The organism is Clostridium sp. AF32-7AC, assembly GCF_003477925.1.
GTDB lineage: Bacteria > Bacillota > Clostridia > Lachnospirales > Lachnospiraceae > Otoolea > Otoolea fessa.
In genome coordinates this window covers 304,395-322,885 of sequence record NZ_QUEG01000001.1, presented here as the reverse complement: position 1 = coordinate 322,885, position 18,491 = coordinate 304,395, and the positions used below count along the sequence as shown (strand labels likewise).

At 49.0% G+C, this 18,491-nt stretch carries 14 protein-coding genes and 1 riboswitch; of the genes, 2 read left to right on the top strand and 12 right to left on the bottom strand.

Features of this window, described 5'->3' with window-relative positions; genetic code table 11:
* The first annotated feature begins 74 nt into the window (after window positions 1-74).
* Both DWZ45_RS01610 and DWZ45_RS01605 read left to right on the top strand, forming a co-directional pair.
* Window positions 75-1,328 (top strand): sodium/glutamate symporter, encoded by a 1,254-nt coding sequence (locus tag DWZ45_RS01610; protein ID WP_107001073.1) that lies wholly within the window; start codon window positions 75-77, stop codon window positions 1,326-1,328.
* Between the two features lie 416 nt (window positions 1,329-1,744).
* A complete protein-coding gene (locus DWZ45_RS01605; protein ID WP_117795945.1) occupies window positions 1,745-2,767 on the top strand; it encodes a TAXI family TRAP transporter solute-binding subunit in 1,023 nt (340 codons plus the stop codon).
* 126 nt (window positions 2,768-2,893) lie between these two features.
* Here the strand turns inward: DWZ45_RS01605 and ribE are convergent, their stop codons facing one another.
* The 12 genes from ribE to DWZ45_RS01545 all read right to left on the bottom strand — a co-directional run bounded on the left by ribE (window position 2,894) and on the right by DWZ45_RS01545 (window position 18,478).
* Window positions 2,894-3,364 carry a 6,7-dimethyl-8-ribityllumazine synthase gene (gene ribE, locus DWZ45_RS01600; RefSeq protein ID WP_022359479.1) on the bottom strand — a complete coding sequence of 157 codons (471 nt, stop codon included), beginning with the start codon at window positions 3,362-3,364 and terminating at the stop codon, window positions 2,894-2,896.
* Between the two features lie 44 nt (window positions 3,365-3,408).
* Window positions 3,409-4,611, bottom strand: a complete 1,203-nt coding sequence (locus DWZ45_RS01595) for a bifunctional 3,4-dihydroxy-2-butanone-4-phosphate synthase/GTP cyclohydrolase II (RefSeq protein ID WP_107001076.1) — start codon at window positions 4,609-4,611, stop codon at window positions 3,409-3,411.
* 15 nt (window positions 4,612-4,626) lie between these two features.
* On the bottom strand, window positions 4,627-5,274 hold the full coding sequence (locus tag DWZ45_RS01590) for a riboflavin synthase (RefSeq protein ID WP_118467255.1): 648 nt from the start codon (window positions 5,272-5,274) through the stop codon (window positions 4,627-4,629).
* A 47-nt stretch (window positions 5,275-5,321) separates the two neighbouring features.
* The gene (gene ribD / locus DWZ45_RS01585; RefSeq protein ID WP_118467254.1) at window positions 5,322-6,464 is read right to left on the bottom strand and encodes a bifunctional diaminohydroxyphosphoribosylaminopyrimidine deaminase/5-amino-6-(5-phosphoribosylamino)uracil reductase RibD; all 1,143 of its coding nucleotides are present in this window, start codon (window positions 6,462-6,464) and stop codon (window positions 5,322-5,324) included.
* 365 nt (window positions 6,465-6,829) lie between these two features.
* Window positions 6,830-6,945, bottom strand: a riboswitch (FMN riboswitch).
* A 134-nt stretch (window positions 6,946-7,079) separates the two neighbouring features.
* The gene (locus DWZ45_RS01580; RefSeq protein ID WP_118467252.1) at window positions 7,080-8,471 is read right to left on the bottom strand and encodes an MATE family efflux transporter; all 1,392 of its coding nucleotides are present in this window, start codon (window positions 8,469-8,471) and stop codon (window positions 7,080-7,082) included.
* A gap of 662 nt (window positions 8,472-9,133) precedes the next feature.
* Window positions 9,134-10,495 carry an NCS2 family permease gene (locus DWZ45_RS01575; protein WP_118467250.1) on the bottom strand — a complete coding sequence of 454 codons (1,362 nt, stop codon included), beginning with the start codon at window positions 10,493-10,495 and terminating at the stop codon, window positions 9,134-9,136.
* 40 nt (window positions 10,496-10,535) lie between these two features.
* Window positions 10,536-11,813 (bottom strand): ribonuclease E/G, encoded by a 1,278-nt coding sequence (locus DWZ45_RS01570; RefSeq protein ID WP_118467248.1) that lies wholly within the window; start codon window positions 11,811-11,813, stop codon window positions 10,536-10,538.
* A gap of 104 nt (window positions 11,814-11,917) precedes the next feature.
* A complete protein-coding gene (locus tag DWZ45_RS01565) occupies window positions 11,918-12,724 on the bottom strand; it encodes a TIGR03936 family radical SAM-associated protein (RefSeq protein WP_118467246.1) in 807 nt (268 codons plus the stop codon).
* Window positions 12,725-12,737: 13 nt separating this feature from the next.
* A complete protein-coding gene (locus DWZ45_RS01560) occupies window positions 12,738-14,606 on the bottom strand; it encodes a TIGR03960 family B12-binding radical SAM protein (RefSeq protein WP_118467761.1) in 1,869 nt (622 codons plus the stop codon).
* A gap of 294 nt (window positions 14,607-14,900) precedes the next feature.
* Window positions 14,901-15,224 (bottom strand): pyridoxamine 5'-phosphate oxidase family protein, encoded by a 324-nt coding sequence (locus DWZ45_RS01555; protein WP_118467244.1) that lies wholly within the window; start codon window positions 15,222-15,224, stop codon window positions 14,901-14,903.
* 82 nt (window positions 15,225-15,306) lie between these two features.
* A complete protein-coding gene (locus DWZ45_RS01550; protein ID WP_118467242.1) occupies window positions 15,307-16,620 on the bottom strand; it encodes an ATP-binding protein in 1,314 nt (437 codons plus the stop codon).
* Between the two features lie 511 nt (window positions 16,621-17,131).
* Entirely contained in the window at window positions 17,132-18,478 is a 1,347-nt protein-coding gene (locus tag DWZ45_RS01545) for a YjiH family protein (RefSeq protein ID WP_147353088.1), read from the bottom strand.
* Window positions 18,479-18,491: the final 13 nt, after the last annotated feature.

The window sequence follows — 18,491 nt, the reverse complement described above, 5'->3', positions numbered from 1 at the left end:
TTCCCTTTTTCAATCTTATAAACTGCTTATAAAAGAAATAAACAAATTCTTAAAAAAGAATGGAGGGAAGTTCTATGTTAGAACACATTATGGGGTACTTTGGAACTTACACACCGGCAGCGGACGGTGCGATTGCTACATTCCAGTTCGAGTATCTGACCACACTTGGTTTCGCAGCCATCGTTATCTTCTTAGGACGCGCGATTGTCGCTCACAGCGCCCTGCTCAGAAAATATGCAATACCGGCTCCGGTTATTTCCGGTATCATCTTTTCTGTTGTTGTATCTATCATCAAGGGTTCCGGAATCATCGGTTTTTCCTTTGATGCAAAAATCGTGAAAGACTTATGCCAGAACTTATTCTTCCTGTGCGTAGGTTTCGGCTTCAGCTACAAGATGTTAAAGCATGCAGGCGGAAAGCTTTGTATCGCAATCGCAGTTGCAGCCTGTGTCCTGATTACCTTACAGGATGTCGTTGGTTACCTGGTAGGCAGCGCCATCGGTCTTCATCCGCTTCTGGCTCTGCAGTGTTCTTCCTCAGCTATGTCCGGCGGTGTTGGTACTGCTTCTGCATTTGGTCCTATCTTCGAGAACATGGGTGCTCCGGATGCAACCACAGTCGGTGTAGCAGCCGGTACTATGGGCAACATCATGGGTTCCTTAATCGGTGGCCCGGTTGCAGCTTTCCTGATTTCCCGTCACGGTCTGAAATCTGACCCGAACGACAGACCGGAATCCGCAAAAGCAGGTTCAGCAGCTGTTCTTAACAACACCCGTATGATCAAAGCATTTGCCCTGTCTCTGCTTGTAGCAGCACTTGGTATGCCGATCTACTGCCTGTTAGACAACATCCCAATGATCGAGATGCCGAAATTCATCGGCTGTCTGTTCGCAGGTGCTATCGCAAGAAACATCATGGATGCAGCTGGTATCGAATTCCCGGTTCCGGAGATCGACGCTATCGAGCATATGTTCCTGGAACTCTACCTGGCACTGGTTCTGATGACCATCGATATCACAAAGCTGGCTCCGGTAGCTGGTCAGATGGGTATCATCCTCCTTGCACAGGCTATCCTGATGGCACTCTTTGCAATCTTCGTATCCTTCAACGTATTTGGCCGCGATTACGGTGCAGCTGTTATGGCAGCTGGTAACTGTGGATGGGGCTGTGGTTCAGGTCCGAACGCAGTAGCAAACGAGAAAGCCGTTATGGATCAGTATGGATGGCACACCGTTGCTTGGGTTCTGTATCCGTCCTTCGCAGTTATCATCGACGATATTTACAACCCGATTTTCCTTTCCATCTTCTCCAGCCTGATTACAAAATAATCACTGAGACGAGATAGGAACACTTCATATAAGACATCTTTTATATAACAACATACCTAAAGCTCAATTGAAAATGTAACCTGAAAGAAGAGCGTCCGGTTCCCCCACATAAACCGGACGCTCTTTTTTGTTACTGTTCACGCATACGTGCCCAGTAACGGAATTTGCCGTGGCTTCGCATTTAAATACGGCAAATTCCTGCTGCCACCACGTTTTCTTACGGCACTTTCGGTTCCAAAAGTGCCTACCTGTGAACAGTTACATTTATATTTTCCTCTTCCTTGGTCTTGTCTTATCACTGTTTTTTATGTTATACTTTTATAGAGTTTTAATATTCTTTTAATCGCTAAGGCAGCATTCGACAGAACCGCTGCGTTTTTTTCTATATACTGATAAACTACGAAAAGGTGAGATCTATGAAAATAAAAAAACTGGTAAAATTGGCACCAATGATGCTTCTTACCTTCCTGCTCGGACTTTCCGGCTGTTCCGGCAGCACCTCCGCAGATGCGCGGGTCAACGACCATCCCAACGAAGCAGACGAAGAGCTGCACGTTCTGACCATCGGAACTGCCGACAGCGGCGGAACCATGTACCCGGTTGGCAGTGCCATCGCCTCTGTTTTAAGCGGACATGATGAACAGCTCAAGGTCAATTTAAGCGCCTCCAACGGTTCCTACACGAACGTGGAAAATATCAAAAACGGACAATTTGATATGGGACTGGTCAGCGGCGATGTGGCATTTTCCGCCTATCAGGGAACGGACGAATTTTCCGGTCATCCGGTCGAATCCCTGCGGGCGATCGGGGCCGTCTATTCAAGCCTGTCCACCTGGATGGCGCCGGAATCCGAGCATATCTCCTACGTTCATGAACTCGCCGGACACCACATTGCCGTCGGACCAGAAGGATCCACCACGGAGCTTTCCGCCCGCACCGCTCTCAAGGCAGCCGGGCTCAATATTGCCAACACTGCCCTTGAAAACTACAGCTTCTCCGCCAGCGTGGACTCTGTCTTAAACGGTAAACTCGACGCCGTCCACAGCTTCGCCGGAATCCCGGTCCACAGCCTGACCGACCTGGCCAGCCAGACGCCCTGCCGCCTGCTGGAGTACACTGACGAAGAACTGCAAAAAATTCTTGCAGCCAGCCCCTTCTACGTCCGCGCCACCGTCCCAGCCGGTACCTATCCGGGACAAACCGAGACACTGAAAACCTTCGGAATCAAATGCCTTCTCTGCGTGGACGCATCCATGGACGAACAGCTGGTCTACACCATCACCAAGATTCTCGACGAATCCCGTGAAGAACTGATCAGCGCCCACCCCTCCTTAAGTAACTTATCTGATCCGGAATATATATGCAGCCAGCTTCCTATTCCGCTGCATCCGGGAGCTGAGAAATATTATACGGAACAGGGGCTGTTGAAAACAGAGTAACATGATAGCAAACAAAAACAGGTAACACCAAAACCTGGCGCATGGACGAATTTTCCTAAGACAAAAAACCAGGGCTGCAGCATTCCGCAGTCCTGGCTTTTTCGATGCCCGATTACCTGATTATTTTTACTTCCGGATCTCCCGCAGCAAATTCACCATCTCGATTGCTCCCATCGCGCAGTCAAATCCCTTATTTCCGCTCTTTGTTCCCGCTCTCTCGATCGCCTGCTCGATCGTATCCGTCGTCAGCACACCGAACATAACCGGCACGCTGCTTGCCAGAGAAACCTGTGCGATTCCTTTCGAAACCTCGCTGCACACATAATCATAATGGCTTGTGCTTCCACGGATAACTGCACCCACGCAGATCACCGCATCATACTTTCCGCACTTCGCCATCTCCGACGCAATCAGCGGAATCTCAAAAGCACCTGGAACCCACGCAACATCTACATCCTCCTCCGAGACATTGTGACGACGCAGCGCATCCTGCGCGCCTGCAACCAGTTTCGAGGTGATAAACTCATTGAATCGTGCCGCCACAATTCCGATCCTCATATTATTTTCCGCTACTACGTTTCCTTCAAATGTACGCATAAGTACCATCCTTTCCGACGATCTATTTTCGCCTGTCACTTTTTCTATTTAAAATTCAAAATATGTCCCATCCGCGCCTGCTTCGTTTTCAGGTAAAATCCATCATACGGCGTTGCCTCCATCTGAATCGGCACGCGCTCCTTGATTTCCATGCCAAAATCCGAAAGCTGATATACCTTATCCGGGTTATTGGTCAGAAGACGCAGCGTCTTGATTCCCAGATCCTTTAAAATCTGCGCCCCAATGTAGTATTCCCGCAGATCGCCCTTAAATCCCAGCGCCAGGTTCGCATCCAGCGTATCCATGCCGCCATCCTGCAGCTTGTAGGCGCGCAGCTTATTTAAAAGCCCGATGCCGCGTCCCTCCTGCCGCATATAAAGGAGAACGCCTCGTCCCTCTTTCTCAATCTGGGTCATCGCCGACGCAAGCTGCTGTCCGCAGTCACACCGCAGGGAACCAAATGCATCGCCGGTCAGGCACTCCGAATGCACGCGGCAGAGTACATCTTTCCCATCTCCGATATCGCCCTTGACGAGTGCCACATGGTGTTCTCCATTTAAGAGATTCAGGTAGCCATACGCGCGGAATTCGCCGTATTTCGTCGGCATCCGCGTCTCTGCCACACACTCGACCAGCTTTTCATGTCTCTTGCGGTACTCCTGCAGCTGTTTAATGGAAATCATCGCCAGACCCCATTGTTCTGCCATCGCAAATAATTCTTCCGACCGCATCATCGTTCCATCCTCGCGCATGATCTCGCAGCACAGACCGCATTCCGGCAGCCCTGCAAGCCGCATCAGGTCTACCGTCGCCTCTGTGTGACCGTTGCGCTCCAGAATGCCGTTTTTCTTCGCCATCAGCGGAAACATATGTCCCGGACGGCGGAAATCCTCCGGCTTTGTGTCCGGATCCACGCACGCGCGCGCCGTAATACCGCGCTCCTCGGCAGAAATACCGGTGGTCGTCGTTTTATGGTCGATCGATACGGTAAACGCCGTCTCATGGTTATCCGTGTTATCCATCACCATCTGTGGGAATTGCAGCTTCCGGCAGATTTCTGCGCTCATCGGCATACAGATTAAGCCCTTCGCATGCGTCGCCATGAAATTGACATTTTCTGTCGTGGCAAAACTTGCCGCGCAGATAAGATCGCCTTCGTTTTCGCGATCCTCGTCATCCGTAACCAGGATTAAATGTCCCTGTTTCAGCTCGTCCAGAGCCTTTTCAACTGTATCAAACTGCTTCATTGTTCTCCTCCTCTATTAAAATCCATATCGCTGCAGAAATTCTCTTGTCATGCCCTTTCCTGCCTTATCCTCTTCTTCTACTCCCATCAGCTTCGCCACATACTTTCCAATGCAGTCATTTTCCAGATTGACGATATCGCCTGCCCTCTTAAACGCAAGCGCTGTCTCCTGCAGTGTATGCGGGATGATGGAAACGGAAAATGATACGTGATCCACCCGTGCGACCGTCAGGCTGATTCCGTCGATCGCGATCGATCCTTTTTCCACAATCAGCCGCAGAATCGGTTCTGGGACCTGAATCGTATACCAGACGGCATTTCCGTCCCGGCGCACATCCCGGATGGTTCCAGTTCCATCGATGTGACCGGAGACGATATGTCCGCCAAACCGTCCGCCCGCCAGCATCGCCCGCTCCAGATTGACCGGGCTTTTGACACCCAGCGCCCCCAGGGACGAACGGTTCAGCGTCTCATGCATTACATCCGCACAGAAATAATCTCTCCCAAATGACGTGACCGTCAGACACACACCGTTGACCGCAATGCTGTCGCCCAGATGAACATCCGAGAGCACCTTGGACGCAGCAACCGTCAGCCGTGCCGAGACTGCCTGGCGCTCAATCGCACGGATCCTTCCCACTTCCTCTATGATTCCTGTGAACATCTTTTCTCCTTTTCAAATCAGCGATTTTTTCCCGTTCTAACACCGCCTCATGCATCTTGACCGGACACCTCATATTCCAGCAGCAGATCCTCTCCCAGCCACACTGCCTCCGGCTTTTTAAGAAGAAATGCCTCCGGCGGCGCATCCACACCGGTTCCCCTCACCGGGGTCGGGGCGCCTGCCCCTCCGAAAATCTTCGGTGCAATGTAGGCCTGCACCCGGTTCACAAGCCCTGCCTTTAAAAACGACCATGCCAGCGTCCCGCCGCTCTCGACCATCACGCTGTCCACTTTTTCCTCGCCCAGCCGCTGCATCATCGCCTGCAAATCCAGTTCTCCCTCTTTTGCCGGGACACTTAAAACACGACAGCCGGCGTCCTCATATGCTTTCTTTCTTCCGGCATCCGATACCGCCGTCACAATCCAGGTCGGTGTCTCCCGCGCGGTCTGTACCACGGTCGATGAAAGCGGCGTCCGAAGCTTCGTATCTGCAATCACCCGGATCGGATTTTTCCCTCCCGGAATCCGGCAGGTCAGCTGCGGATTGTCCGCCAGCACCGTCGAAACGCCAGTCAGAATCGCCATATAACGCCCGCGGTCCTCATGCACCCGCTTCCGCGCCGCCTCGCCCGTGATCCACTGGGATTTACCCAACACCGTCGCTGTCTTTCCGTCGAGTGTCATCGCGTATTTCAGCACCGTAAACGGAAGTTTCGTCCGCATGAAATGGAAGAACACCTCATTCTGCCGTTCACACTCTCCGCGTAAAACTCCGGCCACCACTTCCAGCCCTTTTTCCCTCAGAAGCCGGATGCCGCGCCCTGCCACCACCGGATTCGGATCCGTGCAGCCGACAATCACGCGCTTCACCCCGGATGCCAGCACCGCTTCCGTACACGGCGGCTGTTTTCCGGTGTGACAGCAGGGTTCCAGCGTCACATACAAATCTGCTCCCGCCGTCTCTTCGCCTCGCTCTGCCGCATTCTTAAATGCCTCCCGTTCTGCATGAAGCTGTCCATATCGTGTATGATATCCCTCGCCGATGATGCGTCCATCCTTTACCAGCACCGCGCCGACCATCGGATTCGGATTGACCCATCCGTGCCCTTTTTCTGCCAGTGCTAACGCCTGCTTCATATATTCCCGATCCTGTAGCTGCTCACCGGGAACCTTTACATGGATTCGTTCCATCTTTTTCCCCACCTTTCTATCAAAAGAATGTGCCAAGGCACATTCTCGCACCGAATGCGGTCGCCTGCGACATATTTCTGCTTCGCGCAAGTGTGCATCCTCACGGAGCGTTTTTTGTTTCATATGATACAATTTTCTATTGAAACAAAAAAGCCCTGAAATGTGAAATACTTTTATTTTCACATCTCAGGGCTTATAATTTCTATTTTATAATATCTTTCATGATATTAATTATCGTAAATATTTTTTTACATCCATTCTCGATGACTTTTCTCTCTCTTTTGCCATAGCGGTATATATCCGCCATATCCATCATCCGGGGGAGTGTATCTGGAAGCTTCCCGGCACCGCCGTTTTTATTTACGTTTTCTCTTCTTTCATCCAGACTATACAGTCGGTTTTGGAATTGCACCAAATCATGCGCCATGCGCTCGCGGACTTTACCGCCGGTCGGGAATTACACCCTGCCCTGAAGATATCGTTATTTTGTTGTCATTCATTATCTGTATTGCATTATAGATCCAGAGAATCCGTTTGTCAATCCATTATTTTTTTCATTTATTGATTGATGACAACGTTATCTGACACACATTTTCAGCCATTTTAAGCGCCGCTTCAAGTGTCTGCTTCCACTGCTTTCCCGTTCAATTTCGCGCGCTCTACACAGCGCCCCATAATGCGCCCAATCAAAAGAAGATACACGATCACCGACACCGTCGTTCCGCCGAAATCCGATACCACTTCTGCATAGAAAACATTTTCAACTCCCGCAAACACCGGAATCAGGAACACGCTGACCAGGTACAGCAGCTTCCGGAACATTGACAGCGAGATCGCCACCGACGGCACACCCATTCCGGTAAATCCATCTACGACCTCATACTGGACTGCCAGCGGAATAATCCCCATCGTGTAGACCCGGATCGCCCAGACAGTCAGTTCCACATAGGACTCATTGCGCGTAAAGAGATACACAAAATATTGCGCCAGCGTCCGGGAAAACAGGAACATGATGCTGCACTGCACCACCGCCAGCAATGTGATATACTTCTGTGCGCTCCGGATCCGATCCGGGCGTCCCGCGCCGAAATTGAATCCCAGGATCGCCCCCGTTCCCGATGTAATGCCTCCGAGCGGCATCGTCACGATCAGCATAAAGCTCTGCACGATTGTCGTACAGGTCAAAAGCATGTCCGCCTCCGCGCCGCCATACATCTGAATTACCGTATTGAGCGAAATGATCAGCACATTATCAAATGCGATGATCAAAAATGGCGACAGTCCCATCAGCGCAATCTTACAGACTGTCTTTACCTGCGGACATTCAAATTCAAGCCGCAGAAGCACGCGGTTTCCTCGCAGGAAACGAAGGACAAAGACCGCCGACGCAAACTGTGACAGAACCGTGGCAAACGCCGCCCCCGCCACGCCCATGTCAAACACAAAAATAAACACTGGATCCAGCACAATATTCGTTACCGCACCGAGCGCCACCGAAATCATTCCGATCCGTGCAAATCCCTGGCAGATAATAAACTGGTTCATTCCGATCGAAAGCAGCGCAAAGACCGTTCCCAGCAGATAGATCGTAAAGTACGATTCCGCATACGGCAGAATCGCCTCACTCGCACCAAACCGCGTCAAAATTTCTCGTTTAAATACAAACAGAACCAACGTCAGAACCGCCGACAGCCCGACAATCATCCAGAAGCTGTTTGCCAGAATCTTTTTCGCTTTCTCATCCTGCCCCTCGCCCATACGGATGCTCATGAGCGGCGAGCCGCCCAGACCGACCAGATAGGCAAACGCGGAGATCAGCGTCACAATCGGTCCGCTGACGCCGACGCCCGCAAGCGCCGTCTCCCCGATCACCGGGATATTTCCAATATAGATTCGATCGACCACGCTGTAGAGCACATTGATAAACTGCGCCAGCATCGAAGGAATCGCCAGACGGAGCACCAGCCGCCGGATATCGTCCCGCCCCAAATCATTTTCTATCTTCATATGTATCCCACCTCCGTATGAAACCCGCCCTGCTGTTTTATTTTCTTAACTTTTCCTCCCAGAACTGGTTCCATGCGTGTTTCTATCGCCAGAGTCTACTCTCTCTTCTGTCGTTACTGTTCACACACGTGTGCCCAGCAACGGGATTTTGCCGATGCTACGCATTCCAAATCGGCAAAATCTGCTGCCAGAACTGTATCGTACGGAATTTTCCGTTCAGAAAATTCCTACCTGTGAACAGTTACCCTCTGTCCTTTATACCGTCTGCCCGCCAAAATGTCAATGAGATATTCCTGATAAAAATTACCCCTTTTTTGTACAGTAAAAAGCGCCGGCACTGCAAGCAGGTCCGGCGCTTTTTACCCAATATCGGTTGCTGGTTGTCAACCGATACCGAAAAGATCCCAGCAGAAAATCTTGGACAGTTCGTAACGGAGTGTAATGCATCAAGGAATTTCGAGTAACTTGATTTGTTTTTGTTCGTCTCTGTCCGCGTTCTTCCGCGCGGGAATGATTTTCATCCGTTCAATAAGTTAATGCGCTGCATACGCATTTTATTGCACGTTAATCAAAAAAATTTTAAAAACTTTTTTTGATATAGACTATTTTATTATGAAAACCTGTTTTCGTCAAGTTTTCAGGGGTTAAATTATTACAAGTTGTTACAGGAAAATGTATTTGAGAACGAAGAGTACCGCCAGCACATACATAAGCGGAGTGATCTTCTTTGCTTTTCCTGCTGCCACATTCAAAAGCACATAAGAGATAATTCCCATGGAAATACCCTCGGAAATGCTGTAGAACAACGGCATGGCGATGATTGCCAGATATGCCGGGATTGCCTCGGTGATATTGTCCTCATCGAAACGAATTTCGGTTACAGTTCCCACCATCAGGAAGCCAACCATGATTAATGCCGGAGCCGTCGCAAAGGACGGGATCGCCGTAAAAATCGGTGCAAACAGGGTGGAAAGCAGGAACAGGAGTGCCGATACCAGGGCAGTCAGACCGGTACGTCCTCCGACTGCAACACCCGATGCAGACTCAACGAAGGTAGTCGTTGTGGAAGTACCTAATACCGCACCAAAGGAAGTTGCGATCGCATCTGCCATCAGCGCCGGACGGATACCCGGAAGACGTCCTTCCTCATCCAGCATGTCTGCCTTGGTTGCTACACCAATTAATGTACCAAGTGTATCAAAAATATCTACAAACAGGAATGAGAAAATAACTACGATAAAATTGATAATTCCAGCTGCATCGAAGTCAACGGTAAAGCATTTACCAAATGTCTCTCCCAGTTTGGAGAAATCGGTGATTCCCAGGGTCGGGAACAGGGTGTAGAAACCATTCTCTACGTCCGGTGTGTAAATGCCGGTTACCTGGCACAGCATACCGAGAATCCAGGTTCCCAGAATGCCGTACAGAATCGCGCCCTTCACACGGTAGGTGTATAAAACCGCCATGATAAACAGACCGATCAGCGCCAGCAGCGCGCAGATACCTGCGGTATGGAAATTTTCCGGGAAGCTGATGATCGTTACCAGTGTGGAAGAGTCTACTGAAAGTCCCGCATTCTGAAGACCGATAAATGCGATGAACAGACCGATACCGACGGACACACCGCGCTTTAAAGTCAACGGAATCGCATTGAAGATCGCCTCGCGCACGTTTGTCAGAGACAGCACGATGAAGATCAGACCTTCTGCAAATACAGCCAGCAGTGCAACATGCCAGCTATAGCCATAGCCCGCGCACACCGTATACGCCATATACGCGTTGAGCCCCATGCCTGCGGACAGAACGAACGGCAGGTTCGCCATAAATGCCATGCAGGCAGTACCGATGAATGATGCCAGAGCCGTAGCCAGAAGCACCGCAGTCGGGTCCATGCCGGTCGATCCGAGGATGCTCGGATTAACTGCCAGAATGTACGCCATCGTCATAAAGGTCGTAATTCCAGCCATGACTTCCGTCTTTACGGTCGTCTGATGCTCGGATAGCTTAAATACTTTTTCAAACATCTTTTCTTCTCCTTGTGTTTTTCATTCTATGACTCAACCGCTACAAAATCTCATGAAGCGGACGGCGCACCTTTTTGCGGGTGATCTCCACCAGCCCAAGCCGCGTCATATCCACCAGGATCGTTTTGACCGGGTCACGGGAAAGCTCTTCCCCGAGCGTCCGCATCAGCGTCTCCTGATCTTCTTTCGATTCCATATCGATAAAATCCACAATAATAATACCGGAAAGATTCCGCAGAGAAAGCTGGCGCGCCACCTCATGCGCCGCCTCCAGATTAATCTTAAGAATGGTCTCCGCCGGTGTCTTCTTGCCGGTGTATTTCCCCGTATTGACATCGATAACTGTCAACGCTTCCGTAGGTTCAATCACAAGATATCCACCGGATTTCATCCAGACACGGCGATCCGATGCACTTTTAAGCACCGATTCCAGGCGGTACAGCTTCATTAATGGAAGGTTCTCATCTGTATATAGGGACAATTTCGGAACCGCCTGTTTTATGCTTTCATTTTTATCTGCCTGGGTCTGATTTTCTTTTTGTTCCTTGTCCTCTTCCTTCTCTTCCTCCAGCCATGCCTCAATCTTCTTCGCATACTCCGGCACATCTGTGATGATCTCCGAAAGGGTTCCTTTCTTCGCATCCCTAAGACTCTGGATATAGGGCGGCGTACCCTGCTCTAAAAGGCTGTAACAGGTGCGGCAGGCTGCCCGGGCAAAAAGTTCTTCCATCTGCTGTTTCAGCTTCTCCGTCTCGGCACAGAGTGTTTCGATGGAAGCCGACGCCCCGTTCGTCCGGACAATCAGTCCAAACCGCTCATCCTTATGTGTCAGAAGTTCCTCCCGCACCTTCTCTTTCCAGGCATTATCCTTGATTTTTGCCGAAAATCCGATCTGCGGTTTTCCAACCGTCAGAACCATATAGGTACCCGGAAAATTCAGACAGCAGGTCACGGACGGATCCTTGGTTTTCAGGGCGTCGCGGGACACCTGGACGAGAAGCTCGTCTCCAGCTTTTAGTTTCCGTGGACTTACTTTCTTCTCAGAATTTCCAGAATATCCGAATGAACATAGCTGGTTCAGCTCGTCTGTATAAAGCGGAACCAGGTTTTCCGCCAGGCTGAAATATCCGGTTTTTCCACCGCCGAGGTCAATAAACGCGGCGTTGATGTTTTTTACCACATTTTTTACCTTGCCGATGTAAATATTCCCCAGCAGGCTTTCATAGCCAGATTCCAGCGTCAGCGACCGGCAGTGCCCGTCCGAGAGGAGCGCCGTCAGGCTTCGATCCTTCCATTTTGTCACTATTAACTGATCCAAACTCTTCGTCTCCTCTCTTTTTTACTGCCGTTCACACTTTGCGCTACCTGCAGCCGGATTTTGCTGGCGCTTCGCATTTCATCTCTTAATGAACATTGAAGCATTTACACAATCTCGCTTCCATACGCCTCAAGCGGCACATACTCCGGTGTGCCCTCGGCGCCCTCGTCCGCATACAGCTCCTCGCGCTCGACCTGAATGGCAAACGGGCGATAGGTCAGCCCCAGGCTCTCATAGAATGCCTGCAATACCTGCTCCGGCTTTCCGTTTGCCGCACTGCCCGATAAGAGGCGCAGGAAGACACAGATTCCTTCTGCCTGTTTTTCCTCCTCAACCGTCTCATTTTCCAGATCCGGATACCAGTCTGCGACCATCGCCGGAACATACTCTTTCCGCTCCGCGATTCGCGCCTCACAGATCAGCGGACGCAGATCCACGGTTCTCTCGCCCTTTTTCGTCTGCTTCACAAACGGAATTGTCTCGTTTTTGCAGAATGTCAGGAATTTCCCGAAAAATTCTTCTACACTGCTGCCGTCCTCCGGTTCAAATCCCTCTTTAAACCAGAATGTGTAATCAGCAGCTGCCACCAGCGACATCGCATTCTTTGCCGTCTCCGGAAGCTCGCGGTAGCTGAGCACCTCCAGCCCCTCGGCGCTGACCTCATTTAAGCGGCGCACCATCCCGGTCGAATTTCCGCTGGAATTGACATCAATATCCACATACTCCGCATGGCTGATAAGCCCCACGCTGAGCGGAGACGCAAACGACATGATCTGGTGCGGGCTGAATCCTTCGCTATAACGGATATCCACTTCCGCCCGGCGCATCACCTTCTGGAAGTAACGCATGACGTCCAGATGACCGATAAAACGCACCGTTCCCTGTTTTTGAAATTTAATTCGTATTTTCATGACCGCTCCTTCCTCATGCCCGTTCTTCGAAACAGACTCCGCCGCCGTACTTACGGACACCACATCCCGAACAGCGCATCCGGCAGTTCGGCGTTACCGTTTCCGCCTGTGCGTTCGCCCACTCTCGTTTTAAGAAATCCTTCGTCACACCCGCGTCGATGAAATCCCACGGGAACACTTCATCAAGGCTTCGCTCACGCGTCGTATAGAAATCAATGTCCACGCCACAGGTCTCAAACGCCTTCATCCAGATATCATTGTTGAAATACTCTGACCAGGAATCGTAGATTGCACCCTGACGGTACGCCTCTTCGATCACAGTTGCCACCTTGCGGTCGCCGCGCGCCAGAACACCTTCCAGCACAGTCACATCCGCCTCATGCCAGTTATAGCGGAGACTCTTCTTATTTAACATCTCCTTCATGCGGTGGTTGACGATGCTTGCACGCTCTAAGAACTGCTCTTTCGTGCACATCGGCGCCCACTGGAACGGGGTAAACGGCTTCGGCACAAAGAACGAGGTGCTGGCGGTTACCTGCACCTTGCCGTGGCGCTGCTCCTTCGGAACCGTGTCATAATACACTTCCGCTACCTTCTCCGAAAGCTCGGCAATACCCTGCATATCTTCCACTGTCTCGGTCGGAAGTCCCAGCATGAAGTAGAGCTTTACGCGGTTCCAGCCGCCCTTGAACGCCTCGGCGGAACCATTTAAAATATTTTCCTCGGTCAGACCCTTGTTGATAACATTACGCAGACGCTGGGATCCCGCCTCCGGTGCAAAGGTCAGGCTGCTCTTCTTCACGTCCTGCACCTTGCTCATGACGTCGAGGGAAAATGCGTCAATACGCAGTGACGGCAGGGACACATTGACGCCCTTTCCGTCAAACTCGTCAATCAGGAAATTGACGATTCCCTCCAGCTTCGTGTAATCACTGGAGCTCAACGAACTCAGCGAAATTTCCTCATGTCCGGTGCTCTTTAGCATCGTCCGGGCCAGACGTTTCAGTTCCTCCAGGCTGCGCTCGCGCACCGGGCGGTATACCATGCCCGCCTGGCAGAAACGGCATCCGCGGATACAGCCGCGCATGATCTCGAGAACCACACGATCCTGCGTCGCGCGCAGATACGGAACCACCGGCTTCTCCGGATACCAGGTATCGCTCATATCCATGACAAGCTGCTTGGAAACGGTCTGCGGCGCGTGCGGGTTGTTCGGCGTCATCGCCTCGATCGTGCCATCCTCTTTGTACGTCACATCATAAAATCCCGGCACATAGATACCCGGAATCTGCGCCGCCTGCTCCAGAAATTCCTTCCGGCTGCCGCCGCGCGCCTTGATCTCCTTGTAGCGGTCGATCAGGTCAAAATAAACCACCTCGCCCTCGCCCATGTAGAAGAGATCGAAAAATGGTGCAATCGGCTCCGGATTGTAGGTACACGGACCGCCGCCGATGACGATCGGATCCTCCTCGGTACGATCTTCTGCATGGAGCGGAATCTGTGATAATTCCAGCACCTGTAAAATATTGGTGTAGCACATTTCGTACTGGATTGTAATTCCAAGGAAGTCAAATTTTTTGATCGGATCCTGGCTTTCAACAGCAAACAGCGGGATCTTCTGCTCCCGCATGATCGGATCTAAGTCCATCCACGGGGAATAAACACGCTCACAGTAAACGTCATCCCGGCGGTTGAACATATCATAAAGAATCTGGATGCCCAGATGGGACATACCGATCTCGTACACGTCCGGAAAGCACATGGCAAACCGGACTGCTACCTTCGACGGATCCTTCTTCACCATATTCACCTCGCCGCCAATATAACGCGCCGGCTGGGAGATCTTGAGAAGGATTTCATCACTTAATGCTAATTTTCTCATAAAATTATTTTTACCTACATTTCTCATTTTTTGCGATGTGTTCATCGCTGTTTTTTAGTTCTTTTTTTGTTTTTCTCCATAAGCGTAAAAATACAAATTCTTGTCAAGTATTTTTTTGCAGACAGTTTACATAACTTTTTTCACTCTTACAGCAAAAAATTGTTTCTGAAATACGCACAATTCTGATTTTTCATTTTTTTACGGACAAATCTGTTGCATATGTGCAGATCAGACCGCATTATTATACGGTATTTCCCGCGTTTCCGCAACAGATTCTTTCCCGAAAGAAATTTTTCAAACTCCTATCATCGAACTTTTTATCAAGTTTTCCGAATATTCATCAAATCCAGGAACCTCAAATAACATCGGCTCGATGAGCTTTGCCGTTCCCATGACCAGTACGCTTTTCAGCGCACCAAAGTCCGGGGGCTTTTCAAAGACAGCAAGACTGACATTTTTATTCCTCTCAAGTCCTATGAACTTCTCGCCGCCTTCTGTAAAAATCCAAAACTGGCCATCATGATAGCTATATTCCAAGAGAGTACATCGCACATAGTCACCGATTCCGGCAGCTAATGCACATACTACATTGCCGTGAAGGGACTCCAGAACCTCCATTTCATTAGTTCGCTTAGCGCGAACTTCTGTATTGTCTGATTCAGAACAAAAAATACCCCGTTGGTTTTGAGGTAAATTGTTATCAGCTTACCACATATATTGTTCTTTTCAAATATTCCGCAAGCATATATAACGGAACATTTGTCAGCCAGTCTTCCTGCTTATAATTTGACATACTGCTACGAATCGCCATGTCCGGCTTATATTTATCGCAAAATGCCCTCAAACTCCTGGCACGGAGATTCTGTTCTGCCTTCACCTCAATCGGAACGCAGTCTAAATCTCCCTGCAACATAAAATCTATCTCTCCAGTTGATCGTGCTGTTGCAAAATAATAAAGCGGATATCCTGCAGCGTGTAACTCCTGTGCAACATACTGTTCCGTAAGTGCCCCCTTGAATTCTTCAAAGATCCGGCTTCCCTCCAATAGAAGTCTTGCTGATAGTCCGGCCTTTGCTGTTAACAATCCCACATCGAACATGAACATTTTAAAACTGTTCATTTCCATGTATGCAATCAGTGGAATATCTGGCTTTGATACTCTATAGCTTTTCAGGATTAACCCTGCATCTTCCAACCACTGAATTGCAAGTTCAAAATCTTTTGCCCGTGCACCCTCTCGTAGTGCTCCATACATAAACTTACGATTTTCCTTAGCCAATTGGGAAGGAATCGAATTCCAGACCATCATGATGCGCGGAACAACTTCCTTTGGCGCATGTTTGCTAAAATCCTCTTCATAGTACTGCAGAAGATTGTTTTGGATCTCACGTACCTCAAATAGATCATCGGAATCAATATATGTCTGGACTACTTCTGGCATTCCGCCCACATAATAATACTTTTTTAACAAATCCGTATATTTCCCGGCATATGCATTGATCAGTTCATAATCTTGGGACCTCAACGCTTCATGCAACCCCTTTTCACCAACTGCCAAAATGAATTCATTGAAGCTCATAGGGCATAATTTTAAAAAATCAACTTTCCCAACAGGAAAGGATGTTCCCTGATGTAATGCAACACCGAGCAGGGAACCAGCTGCAATGATAGAATACTGCGGTGCATTCTCATAGAAATATTTTAAAGATGCCAGCGCCTTTGGTGCTTCCTGGATCTCATCAAAAATAATCAATGTATTTTCAGCCTGAAAACTCTTTCCGTACTCAATTTTGATTGCAGAAAGGATCCGCTTTAAGTCAAAGTCTAGGTCAAATACATCCTTCATTGCTTTATTATTATCAAAATTGATATAGACTGTATTTTCATAGAACCTGGCTCCAAATTCCTTCATAATCCAGGTTTTTCCGACCTGGCGCGCTCCTTGTATGATCAGCGGCTTTCTGTTCTTTTTATTCATCCATCGTTCCAGTTTCGTAAACAGCTCTCTTTCCATTAAGAAACCTCCTGCGCAACATATACATCCAAAAGCATCTGTATTCTATCTTAACACTTTTCAGGGCATATTTCCATTGCTAAACAGCATTTTTGCGGACATTATTTTATTATAAATCACATTTTTTCGATTAATATTATTATAATTCCAACATTTTTTCGGACATATTCATTCTTCCAGAAGCGCCCATTTGACGGCCTCCAGATAGACCGAAAGCGTTTCTTCTTTTTCGTGTTCCAGAAAATGGGGGAAGGTTCCGTTTGGAATACAGTTGATTTTTATAGCCATATGTAAAGTCTTTTTGTATTGCAAAAAGCTATACCATAGATATAAGGATTCCAATCAGTAATGCTTCCCGCACCGTCCAAAGACATCAAAAATGAGGTGTCCTATACAGCCTGATTGGGTAAAAAATACCCCGTTGGCTTCCCAACGAGGCATCGAAGATTATAATGTTTTAATTTGATTTCTGATTTCAGAATGTAGATGCATTCTTGGATTTTTATTCACTTTACAGTCCAATCATATTGGCAAAAAGTACAATCAACGGAATCGCAACCAGTGTTCTCTCCAAGAAGATAACCAGCAGTTTCCAGAAATTCAGCGGAATCTCACTTTTGATGATAATGGTTCCTACCTCTGTCAGATATATAATCTGAACCAGAGATAAGACACCGACCACAAATTTTGTCTTCACGGAGGTAAGTCCCACCGACAGAAGCGCCGGAATAAACATATCTGTGAATCCAACCAGTGTTGCCGGTGCTGCTGCAAAGCTTTCCGGAACTCCCAGTGCCTGCAAATACATTCCCATCGGATAAGAAATCCAGCTGAAGAACGGAGTGTAGGTCGCGATAATCAGGGCAATGGTTCCCCAGGATACTACGATGGGAATCAGGTCAAAAAACATGCCCATCAGAACCTCAAAACCGCTTGTGACTACTGTTTTTGCAGTAAATTTATCCGCACGCTTGCAGCTCATCTCCAGAGCATAAGCAAACATTCCTTTTTCCTGTGGAATATCCTCATCAATCTGCTTTCCAACTGCCTCTCTATAGGTATTCGGAATGGTACAGATCGGTGGAATTCTAGCTATGATGACAGCCAGGATGATTCCCACTACACAGATGCACAGGTAAAATGGAGGGAAAATATTGGAAATTCCCATGGTATCTGCTACCATCAGACAGAACGGAATGGATACCAGAGAGAAGTTCGTCATGATATATCCAGCCTCTCTCCTGGTGTAAAAGCCCTTCATATACTGCTCTCTGGTCAGGATAACCGCCGCATTGGAGGCACCAAACCAGGATGCAATCAGGTCGATGGAAGCTCTTCCCGGTACATGAAACAGCGGGCGAACCACCGGTCTTGCGATCACTCCCAGAAATTCCATAATTCCGCAGTCAGTCAGAAACGGCATGATAAAACTAAAGGCGATAACGATGCTGAACAGCGTTCCGCACAGATCCACCATGGTTGCTCCGGTATCGGCGGAAATCACCTGCTCCGGTCCGATTTTAAATACAACCATAACGGCAAATACCGCACCAATTATCTTAGAAACAAGATACAGCGGTGTGGTCGAAAAAGCTCTGGACAGATAATGATTCTTCCGAATCCAATCCGGCTTTACGATGTAGTCATACAAACTGACCACGGCCGATACCACCAGAATCGCCATAATGATGTAGGGCAAACTCGCACCAAATAGTCCCTTAATCCAGCTTTTCAGAAAATCAAGCAGTGTTGTAAATGATTCTCCCTGCGGAATCGGCACAAGGAACATCAAAACACCAAATGCTGAACCAAACAGAAATTTACATAGATTCTTTGCTGTCACATATGATTTTTCCATATTGTCTCCTCTC

Coding starts and splice junctions, on each gene's coding strand:
- ribE (WP_022359479.1), bottom strand. CDS start 3,364: ATGCGTACATTTGAAGGAAACGTAGTAGCGGAAAATAATATGAGGATC.
- DWZ45_RS01605 (WP_117795945.1), top strand. CDS start 1,745: ATGAAAATAAAAAAACTGGTAAAATTGGCACCAATGATGCTTCTTACC.
- DWZ45_RS01555 (WP_118467244.1), bottom strand. CDS start 15,224: ATGGAGGTTCTGGAGTCCCTTCACGGCAATGTAGTATGTGCATTAGCT.
- DWZ45_RS01610 (WP_107001073.1), top strand. CDS start 75: ATGTTAGAACACATTATGGGGTACTTTGGAACTTACACACCGGCAGCG.
- DWZ45_RS01575 (WP_118467250.1), bottom strand. CDS start 10,495: ATGTTTGAAAAAGTATTTAAGCTATCCGAGCATCAGACGACCGTAAAG.
- DWZ45_RS01590 (WP_118467255.1), bottom strand. CDS start 5,274: ATGTTCACAGGAATCATAGAGGAAGTGGGAAGGATCCGTGCGATTGAG.
- DWZ45_RS01580 (WP_118467252.1), bottom strand. CDS start 8,471: ATGAAGATAGAAAATGATTTGGGGCGGGACGATATCCGGCGGCTGGTG.
- DWZ45_RS01545 (WP_147353088.1), bottom strand. CDS start 18,478: ATGGAAAAATCATATGTGACAGCAAAGAATCTATGTAAATTTCTGTTT.
- DWZ45_RS01550 (WP_118467242.1), bottom strand. CDS start 16,620: ATGGAAAGAGAGCTGTTTACGAAACTGGAACGATGGATGAATAAAAAG.
- ribD (WP_118467254.1), bottom strand. CDS start 6,464: ATGGAACGAATCCATGTAAAGGTTCCCGGTGAGCAGCTACAGGATCGG.
- DWZ45_RS01565 (WP_118467246.1), bottom strand. CDS start 12,724: ATGAAAATACGAATTAAATTTCAAAAACAGGGAACGGTGCGTTTTATC.
- DWZ45_RS01595 (WP_107001076.1), bottom strand. CDS start 4,611: ATGAAGCAGTTTGATACAGTTGAAAAGGCTCTGGACGAGCTGAAACAG.
- DWZ45_RS01560 (WP_118467761.1), bottom strand. CDS start 14,606: ATGAGAAAATTAGCATTAAGTGATGAAATCCTTCTCAAGATCTCCCAG.